We start from the raw sequence: 9,050 nt of genomic DNA on the forward strand, positions 1-9,050 counted from the left end.
ATTATGGAATGCGACTCAAACACCATAAAAAAACCGCGTCCAATTTGGCGTTTTATCAACAACCTACTGAACACGGCTTTATGTGTTTGTGAATCGGAAGAAAGAACTTAATCGTCTTTGGTAAAGTTGTCTTCGCTGAAGTGATCCAAATCGTAAGGCGTTTGTTGGTAAACGCAGTAGTTCAACCAGTTTGAGAATAACAAGTGCCCATGACTACGCCAACTTGCGACAGGCTTATTATCTGGATTGTTGTTCGGGTAGTAGTTGATTGGAATCACGGGTTCCATGCCTTCGCCTAAATCACGAACGTACTCACCGTGTAATGTATGCGCATCGTATTCAGGGTGACCCGTTACAAACACGTTTCGTTTATCTTTGGTCGCCGCCAGATATACGCCAGCCACATCAGAAGTCGCAAGAACATCAAGGTCGGTATGCTCGGCTAAGTATTCCTGAGAGAAATCTGCGTAGCGAGAATGCGGTGCTAAGAAGGTATCGTCAAAGCCACGCAGAAGCGGGTGGTAAGGGTGATGAATCTCGTGATTATAAACACCAGAAAGCTTCTCTTTACGAGTGCGCTTTGGCAAATCATACAGTAATTTCAAACCCGCCTGAGCCGCCCAACACACATACAAGGTTGAGGTCACGTGCTTGTTTGCCCATTCCATGATGGTTTTTAGGTGGTCCCAGTAGATAACATCTTCAAATTGAACCAAGCCAAGCGGTGCACCAGTAATGATCAATCCATCAAAGTTTCTCCCTTTGACCATTTCAAATTGGCGGTAGAAGTTATCAAGGTGTTCAGTCGGTGTGTTTTTGCTTGGTCGGTCATCAATGCGCAGCAGCTCAACGTCCACTTGCAATGGACTGTTCGATAGTAGGCGTAAGAATTGAGTTTCAGTTTCAATCTTCTTCGGCATTAGGTTGAGGATCAAGACTCGAAGTGGACGAATTTCCTGTGTCGATGCTCTTGATAACGGCATAACGAAGATGTTTTCTTCACGAAGAACATCGGATGCTGGCAATTGGTCTGGAATGCGAATAGGCACAGCTTTCTCCCTAAGCTAGATATGTAGACGTCTATACATCTAAATCTATAGTAGTTTGATACGCTTGTCGATATGCAAAATGGATAGATGTAAATTATTTGTGTTTTCTATCAGAAGCAATCCACGCGCTTCGAGGGGAGTCTCATTGTATTCAGTGATTGTCTGAGTCGTGTGTAAGTACTTGGTTTTCGTATGCTGAGCAGAGGCAGTTATCAGAGCAACTCGTTACTATTTACGATAAACTCATGTTTTCAAATTAGCCTGTAAAGTGACAGATGAAGTTAATACTCATTCGAGGGTTGCCCGGTTCTGGCAAATCAACAAAAGCAAAAACCTACGATGCATTGCATGTCGAAGCCGATATGTATTATGTGAATGAGCAAGGTGAGTACCATTTTGATCCTAGGCAGCTGCGACAAGCTCATGAGTGGTGTCAAAACACAGCTGAAAACGGCTTAAAGCAAGGGTTTGATGTGGTTGTTTCAAATACCTTTATTAAGCATTGGGAAATGAAAGCCTACCGCCAACTTGCACTCAAATATAAAGCAGAATTAATTATCGAAGTGTGCCGAGAGCAATATGGCACTATTCACGACATTGAACCTTCAGTAATTAAGCGTATGGCGAAAGACTGGCAAGAATAGCCTCGTTCTTCTTCTGCTTGCGTGGCTGAATGGCAAATAGAATTAAATTAATAGAACAACTTCAAGGTAACGATTGAAATGGCAAAGCGCTCTGTTGTGGTCGACATGACTTCTTATGGTATCTATTCCACATGGGATTCAAAATCTAAAGATCTTCCAAAAATCCAAGAGTTCACCACCACCGTTGATGCTGAAATCGACGTAGAGTTTGGCTATATCCTGAATATCAAAAAAGCCAAAGGTGAGAAGATCCGTTACTGCATTTATCACCCAAACATCACCACAGACAAAGGTGAAGTGCTCGAACCGTTTGATGGTGAGGAGTATGTCGGTAACAATGACTGGGATTTCTACTTAGGTGACACTATCTGGGCTCCTGTCTCGAACAAGCTAGGAAAGTGGCGCATGACGGTTGAGCTAAAAGGCAACATCATCGCCGACAAGACATTCGACCTAGTAGCAAAAGACGAAGGCCAATTCTGGAAGCGTAGAGGGTTTTAGATTCGACCTTCTATGTTCACCTAAACAACAAAAAGCCGAGCATCGTGATGATGTCTCGGCTTTTTTCATTGTGCTAGATAGAAGTGACTACCTAACTAATGGATTCGATTATTGCGTTACGTAAGCCACAACAAACTCAGTGATTGCGACCATGTCTTTCACTGCAATGTACTCTTCAGTGGTGTGAACTTTCGCCATACCAGTAGAAAGGTTAACTGTTGTCAGGCCTTTTGCGTTGAAGTTGTTTGCATCGCTACCGCCGCCAGTGCGTTTAGTGTTCGCTGTGACGCCAAGCTTCTCAAACGCCGATTTGATAGAAAGAATGTGCGGATGATCGTCTGCAATAACGAATGCATCGTAAGCACGAGTTGATTCGATTTCTACTTCAGCGCCGAACTGCTTAGCACTTTCTTGGAATGTAGAGATCATGTGCTCAACTTGAGCCGTTAGCTTTTCGCCGTTTAGAGAACGTGCTTCAGCCACGACTTTAAGCTCTGGCATTACGATGTTAGTTGCTTGACCACCTTCAACAATACCAACGTTTGCTGTCGTTTCTTCATCGATACGAAGTAGGTTCATCTTAGTGATAGCGTCTGCAGCAACTTGAATTGCGCTGATGCCTTCTTCTGGTGCTAAACCAGCGTGAGCAGGGCGACCTTTGATTTTAGCAACAATCTTCTGCTGGCCAGGCGCTGCGTTTACGATAGTGCCAATTGGACCGCCTGTATCAAGTACGATTGCGTGCTCAGATTGAATGTAAGACATATCGAAGTTCAAAGAGCCGAACAGACCGCCTTCTTCGAATACAGTAAATGCAATCTCGATAGTTTTGTGCTCTTGTCCTTCAGCTTTAATGCAACGAACCGCTTCCATGATAGCTGCGATACCAGACTTGTCGTCACCACCTAGAATTGTGTTGCCTTTTGAACGGATGATACCGTCTTCGATGATTGGCTCAATGCCGATGCCTGGCGTTACTGTGTCCATGTGGCAGCTGAACACTGTGCTACCTGGAAGAGTGCCATCTAGACGAGCGTAGATGTTGAAACCATTAGACACTTCTTCAGGAACCGCCAGTTTGTGAACTTCAAAACCTAGTTCACCGAGTTGCTCAGCCAAAGCTTCAGCAATCGCTTTTTCGTTACGAGATTCACTATCAATTTTCACTAGATCGCAGAAATGTTCTACAAGACGTTGTTCATTAATTTGGGTCATTGTTAATTCTCATTATGCTTCCGCTTGTTCAAAAAGAAGCCGCGGAGGTAGGAACAGGAAAATCACTATAACGCCAATGAGGTAGATGATTGTCTGAGTTAAATCAAGAAAGTTGCCTGATTATTCTAATTAATGAGAAAAACCCAATTCAGATCCACCAGTGCGCAGGATTTTAATCTGTATATCTGTCGGGTATAATGTTTGACCGCTCTTAAAAAACGTCAATAAAATTGGAATTCAATCAATAATGGCCCTGATAAATGAATAGAAACAATGTGTTAGGTTCATTCCTTTTCGTGGTGCTGATGAGTATTGTGCTGGGGCTGTATTTGCTCTATCCAACTTATGACGACGATTTAAAGCATATTCGCCCTGAAAACCCGAGTGTTTATAGTCCAGAGAAAGAGTTATCACTCTCTCAATATGGATCTGCGTTGATCGATATTCTCGATGTATCTCGTGGTGACCCTAATTTAGCTTCCCTACAACTTGAGGCTCTCCAAGCCAAGTTCCCAGACCAAGATAAAGCCATCTATCGTGCTTACGAATTGATGATTTTGTCGAACCTCGCGCAACATAAGTTGGATACCAAAGCGGTTTCCGAATACGTCAGGCAGATTAAAGCACTCGCACAACACGAACATATGGGTTGGTTAAAGGCCCAATCTCTCGTTGAATTAGCGATCGAATACATCAGTACGGGTGAGCTAGCGGAATCTGAAATCCAAATCAGAGCTGCGATAGATATCGCAGAATCGCTCCACTATGAAGAGTTGTTGATTAAGGCCTATAACACGGCTGGTGTCATCAACAACATCCGCAATGACTTTCCTGAAGCTCAATACTTTTTCCATAAAGGTTTAGACCTTGGTAAGAAGTACCCTCAACACATCTACAACAGCAAGTTAGTGTCAAACATGGCATTGCTTTATATCTATTTGGAAGACTGGCCTAAAGCGCTCAAGCTGATTAAAAGAGCCAAAAAACTCTATTACAAGAGTGGACTACTCGAAGCGTCTACCATTGGAGTGCTGCATGTGAATGAGTCTTTTGCTTATCTGCGCAGTGGTGATTTGGTCAAAGGGCGGGAAGCATATCAAAGTGCGGCTAAGCTTAATGGCGATAACGTGAGTGAACGATACAAAATCATCCTATTAAAAGCAGAGAGTGATGTGTTGTTGGCGGAAAAGAACTTTGAGTCAGCACGACAAGTCGCAAACTTGTGTCTTAGATACCCAGGAGTGGACAAATACACACTTCAATTGGGGCAGTGTTACCTAAATAGAGCCTTAGCGAACATTGGTTTGAACCGAGATAATTTTGTTTTTGCTGATCTAAAGCGATCGTCTGCAATGTTCGATGTTGTGGGGACTCGCAGCTGGAAGGTCTTCGGCTTAAGAACACTTGCTGAATACTATGATTCAAGAGGCGACAGCGAGAACGCACTTCGCTACTTCAAGCTCTATTACAAGGGTAATAAAGCGCTGCTATTTGATAAGCGCCAGAGTGATATCTTTTTACTCGAGCAAGATTTCGCTACGGCATCATTAGCTCAAGAAAACGAACTGCTTAACGCAGAAAAAGAGTTGGGTGAGCTGACATTAGATAAGCAGCAATTACGGAATCGAATCGTCGTCGCTTTGGGTATCATGGTGATGATAAGCGCCACGTTACTATTGATAAGGTTACGCTCGATCCAGAAGACCAACAAAGAACTACTTAAGCAATCAACAAGATGCGAACTGACAGGCTTATACAATAGGCGTTACTTAGAGCAACGGTTAACTCAGCCGATGCCACATCATTTGTCGTCGTTTGGGTATACGCTCGCTATTCTAGATTTAGACCGCTTCAAACAAGTTAATGACACTTATGGGCATGATATTGGTGACCAAGTGCTGGTGGAAGTCGCTAAGCGTTTAGAGAAAATCTTATCAACAAACGATGTAGTGGCAAGATGGGGTGGGGAAGAGTTTGTTTTGTTGCTGGCTGGGAATCAAGATCCTAATAAAGAGCTTGAACTGATAAGACAAGCGATCGCTGACCGACCGATTGAAACGCATTCTGGCCCATTAGAATTAACCACATCGATTGGTGCGACGACTCATCTAACGGGGCAACAGTTGAATAGCCGTACCTATAAGAAACACTTGAAATCGGCAGACGATGCTTTGTATCAAGCTAAGCAGTCAGGGCGCAATAAAGTCGTTATCATTTGAGTTCCTAAACTTAGTTAATCCCCTGCAATCAAGAAACCTGAACTTCAATAACTAAGCGAATAAGAGTGCTTATCTGAACTAATACGGCTATTTACTCTTATTCGCTTAATTCATACTGTGATTTAGCTTGGTGGGTTACTTAGCGACACCTTGAAGCATTTCAACCAATTCGCCTTCTGTCGCTGGTTCGCTAGCGAGTTCAATCACAGCCGAAGCTCCTCCCTTTAACATGTAGGCATGGGTTCCGCAGTGGTCATAGTGGAACCATTTACCATCTACACATACGTCGGTATAACATCTTGGGTCTTGTTTAAGTTCCATATCAATTTCCTTATTAACATTTGCCTAACGTTTTTCAGACTAGTTGATCACAAATCTAGGTAAATTGATCTAAATCAATCTAGAGTGTAATTGATGATTTAATTATCAAAATAAGAGAGGTGTGTCTAGCGAAGGAGCGACCTCTCGTTGGGCACTGCGCTCAAAGGTCGTGATTCTGGTTGGCAACTCTCGCTCTTTTGCTTGCCAGGTGATGCTTTTCTACATACGCTAGCTACTCTCTTAATCCCTATACAGACTTGATTGTGCTGGAAAATGACTAATATCTTTATCGTTGTAATTGTTCTGGTTGTGTTCTTTTACTTTATTCAAAAGTATGTGGTGAAACACGATGACACCAAAGACCACGCTTATCAGAAGAAAGGCGCGTTGATGTCGGCGCAACAGGCGACATTCTATAATGCGCTAAAATCAGCTGTGGGCAACCATGGGGAAGTGTTTGCTAAAGTCAGCATGTCGAACGTACTTGTTCCTGCTAAGACGAACAATAAGAAGAATTGGTTTATCGCCAACAACAAGATCTCACGTAGTTACTTCGACTTTGTTGTTTGCGACCCGCGAACGCTAGAGCCCCGCGTTATTATCGAACTTGATAACGGCAAAGAGCTCAATAAAGGGAAAGTCGATCGCGAAAAGCTACTAATTCACGTGTGTAAATCGGCAGGTTTACCTCTGATTGGTGCATCTATTAAACACAGCTACCAAGTGAGCCGTTTGAAGAGGTTACTGGCAGCACACATCGATTTAATCGAGCCATCAAAAGAAGTGCGATTTTGTAAGAAGTGTGGTAGCCCAATGATCATCAAACTGGCAAGCCAAGGCGATTACAAAGGCCGACGCTTCTTCACTTGTAGCCGCCAGCCAAACTGCACCTATACCGAAAACTACAACGTTGTATTCGATGTTGAAGAATAGTTGGTATCGATAGTAATGCATCCGGTTGGACTCGATTCAATCGCTTAGATACGAATAAGTTATACAAACTAAAAAGCCGAGCATTGATTATGCTCGGCTTTACTAATATTAAGTGGATTGGTTTAGACTAAAACGCGTAACGCATACCGAGCTGTAGCTCATCTTCGTCGTTATCGCCTTGCCCACCTTCGCCCTCGTCTAACATGTTAAACTTATAACTACCAAAGAAGGCCACATCGCCAATATAACGTGCGTATTCTAGACCGATAAAGTTAATGTCGTAATCTGCAATATCGTCAGCTTCAAAGTAGCTGTAGGTCAGGTTGACGGTGTTGACACCAAACGAGTATCCCAAGTAAGCATCTGCAGAATCGTAGTCTGAATCTTTTACGCCTAGACCTGAAATACTACCAAATTGATAGAGTGCGGCGAACCAAACCCCCTGATCGTTGGTGTACTTAACCGCACCAATATAGGCATCAGAAGTTTCTGTATCTGTCCCAACGCCATAGGTTTCATCACTTGACGCATAACCGACGCCAATATCTAACCCAATCGAAGTGCTGCCGGCGACAACTGCACCGAAGCCGTCACTTTGTGCTGATTCACTATCTGAATTGAAATTGCCATCAATTTGAAAGGTGATGTTGTCGCTTGTCAGTTCATAACGTAAAACATTTTTTGCTCGATCAGCAGTCGACACCGTGTATTCATTGATATAGCCGCTGAAGGTTTCAGCCATATCCGTCCAATCGGTTAAGTAGGTAACGGCATTATTTTGGTGGCCATAATAGACGTTACCGTGATTGGTTTGAACACCCGTATATAAGAATCGAGTGTTAATGCCGATATCATCTGATGCGCCATCTTCAGACTCTGTTAGTTCGAATTCATATTTCCCAAAAAAGGAAACATCGTCCGACGCTTTTTGTGTGCCATCGACACTTAAGCGGACACGTGATCTATCACTATAGGTGCTACTATTACCAGCACTTTTATTCTCATCAGAGAAATTCCCTCGAACTTCTGCGCGGCCGCCGATATTGAATACTGTTTCATCTGTCTCATAAATGGTCGCCGCCGATACGGCAGATGTCGATAGTATGCTCACCACTCAATGGCGATATGTGATTTTTTCATAATTTATTCCCTATTTTTCACAATTGTATTTATCGTAAACCATAAATTCACGTATAGCATTGAATTTAGACTATTAATTCCTACAGGTTATGAATATAGGCGCGCTTTACCATTATGCAAATTTCATTATGTATTACTGTGCTGTATGTATTCAAAATAGCTATGATGTGTGGGGTTGGGTTTTGAATTGCTTATAGATTGTTGCTCTTGAGGGAGATTAATTGTAGCTGATGTTTTTCGACTATAGAGTGCTATCGTATTTATGTATGTTGGTAATAACCCGGCCACTTTATATGAAAAATCCGAATTTAGTCATTGCGGCCTAGTAATTCGATGACGACGATTACAAAATCGTGGTGATTTTTATGAATGATGTATTTCAGTGAGTTACAAAGCCTCTGCGTGCCTTTCACTTATAATGATCAAAATACTACGGTAACCCAGTGGGCAAGCAAAATTTTTGACACTAAATATAGGCATTGATCTATACCTGTATGGTTACTGTAAAGGCCAAGAAAAACGGTATAGACAACAAAAATCCCAAATTGAACACATTAGGTTAGTTAATTGGTTGTCATCAAGGATTAGAATTTTTTCTAACTAAACTTTGTTTTTCAGCGGTTTGACGATAATCTGGGTGTAAAATCGACATGTTGTTATGTCTTTGATTGCAAAGTGAGCAAACGAATCGCAAGATGCCAGTTAATACTTGCACCATCTGTTTATCATAGATATCATCGTTGGCGTTCTAAGGGAATGCGTCCGTAGCTCAGTTGGTTAGAGTACCGCCTTGACATGGCGGGGGTCGGTGATTCGAGTTCACTCGGACGCACCATTCCTTATTTGTTTTTATTGCATAACTATTGAGTTTGTCACAATGGTAGTAATAAGAAATTAGAACATCGCCCGCTTAGCTCAGTTGGTTAGAGTACTTGCATGACATGCAAGGTGTCACTGGTTCGAGTCCAGTAGCGGGCACCACATTATACGAAAGAGCCCACCTAGTGTGTAATGCCGATCAGTTAAAG

At 42.6% G+C, this 9,050-nt stretch carries 8 protein-coding genes and 2 tRNA genes; 6 read left to right on the forward strand and 4 right to left on the reverse strand.

Annotated elements, in window-relative coordinates; genetic code table 11:
- Positions 1 to 107: 107 nt before the first annotated feature.
- On the reverse strand, positions 108 to 1,049 hold the full coding sequence (gene metA, locus AB4486_RS14390) for a homoserine O-succinyltransferase (protein ID WP_004734938.1): 942 nt from the start codon (positions 1,047 to 1,049) through the stop codon (positions 108 to 110).
- 275 nt (positions 1,050 to 1,324) lie between these two features.
- Here metA and AB4486_RS14395 point away from each other — a divergent pair, with 275 nt between their 5' ends.
- Both AB4486_RS14395 and AB4486_RS14400 read left to right on the forward strand, forming a co-directional pair.
- A complete protein-coding gene (locus AB4486_RS14395; RefSeq protein ID WP_102333268.1) occupies positions 1,325 to 1,693 on the forward strand; it encodes an ATP-binding protein in 369 nt (122 codons plus the stop codon).
- Positions 1,694 to 1,771: 78 nt separating this feature from the next.
- Positions 1,772 to 2,194 (forward strand): DUF3859 domain-containing protein, encoded by a 423-nt coding sequence (locus AB4486_RS14400; protein WP_019824122.1) that lies wholly within the window; start codon positions 1,772 to 1,774, stop codon positions 2,192 to 2,194.
- 108 nt (positions 2,195 to 2,302) lie between these two features.
- Here AB4486_RS14400 and AB4486_RS14405 read toward each other — a convergent pair whose 3' ends face one another.
- Positions 2,303 to 3,409: a M20/M25/M40 family metallo-hydrolase gene (locus tag AB4486_RS14405; protein ID WP_017059177.1), complete on the reverse strand. Its 1,107-nt coding sequence runs from the start codon at positions 3,407 to 3,409 to the stop codon at positions 2,303 to 2,305.
- Between the two features lie 260 nt (positions 3,410 to 3,669).
- On the opposite strand from AB4486_RS14405, the gene AB4486_RS14410 reads away from it, so the two are divergent.
- Positions 3,670 to 5,628: a diguanylate cyclase domain-containing protein gene (locus AB4486_RS14410; RefSeq protein WP_372117487.1), complete on the forward strand. Its 1,959-nt coding sequence runs from the start codon at positions 3,670 to 3,672 to the stop codon at positions 5,626 to 5,628.
- A 135-nt stretch (positions 5,629 to 5,763) separates the two neighbouring features.
- Here AB4486_RS14410 and AB4486_RS14415 read toward each other — a convergent pair whose 3' ends face one another.
- Positions 5,764 to 5,949: a hypothetical protein gene (locus tag AB4486_RS14415; protein WP_372100454.1), complete on the reverse strand. Its 186-nt coding sequence runs from the start codon at positions 5,947 to 5,949 to the stop codon at positions 5,764 to 5,766.
- Positions 5,950 to 6,222: 273 nt separating this feature from the next.
- On the opposite strand from AB4486_RS14415, the gene AB4486_RS14420 reads away from it, so the two are divergent.
- Positions 6,223 to 6,882: a DUF2726 domain-containing protein gene (locus AB4486_RS14420; RefSeq protein ID WP_017065541.1), complete on the forward strand. Its 660-nt coding sequence runs from the start codon at positions 6,223 to 6,225 to the stop codon at positions 6,880 to 6,882.
- Positions 6,883 to 7,009: 127 nt separating this feature from the next.
- Here the strand turns inward: AB4486_RS14420 and AB4486_RS14425 are convergent, their stop codons facing one another.
- Entirely contained in the window at positions 7,010 to 7,993 is a 984-nt protein-coding gene (locus AB4486_RS14425; RefSeq protein WP_372117490.1) for a porin, read from the reverse strand.
- Positions 7,994 to 8,780: 787 nt separating this feature from the next.
- On the opposite strand from AB4486_RS14425, the gene AB4486_RS14430 reads away from it, so the two are divergent.
- Together AB4486_RS14430 and AB4486_RS14435 are read left to right on the forward strand one after the other, a co-directional pair.
- Positions 8,781 to 8,857: transfer RNA gene (locus tag AB4486_RS14430), tRNA-Val, on the forward strand.
- Between the two features lie 69 nt (positions 8,858 to 8,926).
- Positions 8,927 to 9,003: transfer RNA gene (locus AB4486_RS14435), tRNA-Val, on the forward strand.
- The last annotated feature ends 47 nt before the right edge of the window (positions 9,004 to 9,050 follow it).

Origin of the sequence: Vibrio sp. 10N.222.55.C6 (assembly GCF_041473395.1) — a bacterium.
In the GTDB taxonomy this organism is placed as follows: domain Bacteria; phylum Pseudomonadota; class Gammaproteobacteria; order Enterobacterales; family Vibrionaceae; genus Vibrio; species Vibrio crassostreae_C.

What these genes read in the sequence shown, in the direction of transcription:
- AB4486_RS14395 (WP_102333268.1), top strand. Translation starts at nt 1,325, where the DNA reads ATGAAGTTAATACTCATTCGAGGGTTGCCCGGTTCTGGCAAATCAACA.
- AB4486_RS14400 (WP_019824122.1), top strand. Translation starts at nt 1,772, where the DNA reads ATGGCAAAGCGCTCTGTTGTGGTCGACATGACTTCTTATGGTATCTAT.
- AB4486_RS14405 (WP_017059177.1), bottom strand. Translation starts at nt 3,409, where the DNA reads ATGACCCAAATTAATGAACAACGTCTTGTAGAACATTTCTGCGATCTA.
- AB4486_RS14410 (WP_372117487.1), top strand. Translation starts at nt 3,670, where the DNA reads ATGAATAGAAACAATGTGTTAGGTTCATTCCTTTTCGTGGTGCTGATG.
- AB4486_RS14415 (WP_372100454.1), bottom strand. Translation starts at nt 5,949, where the DNA reads ATGGAACTTAAACAAGACCCAAGATGTTATACCGACGTATGTGTAGAT.
- AB4486_RS14420 (WP_017065541.1), top strand. Translation starts at nt 6,223, where the DNA reads ATGACTAATATCTTTATCGTTGTAATTGTTCTGGTTGTGTTCTTTTAC.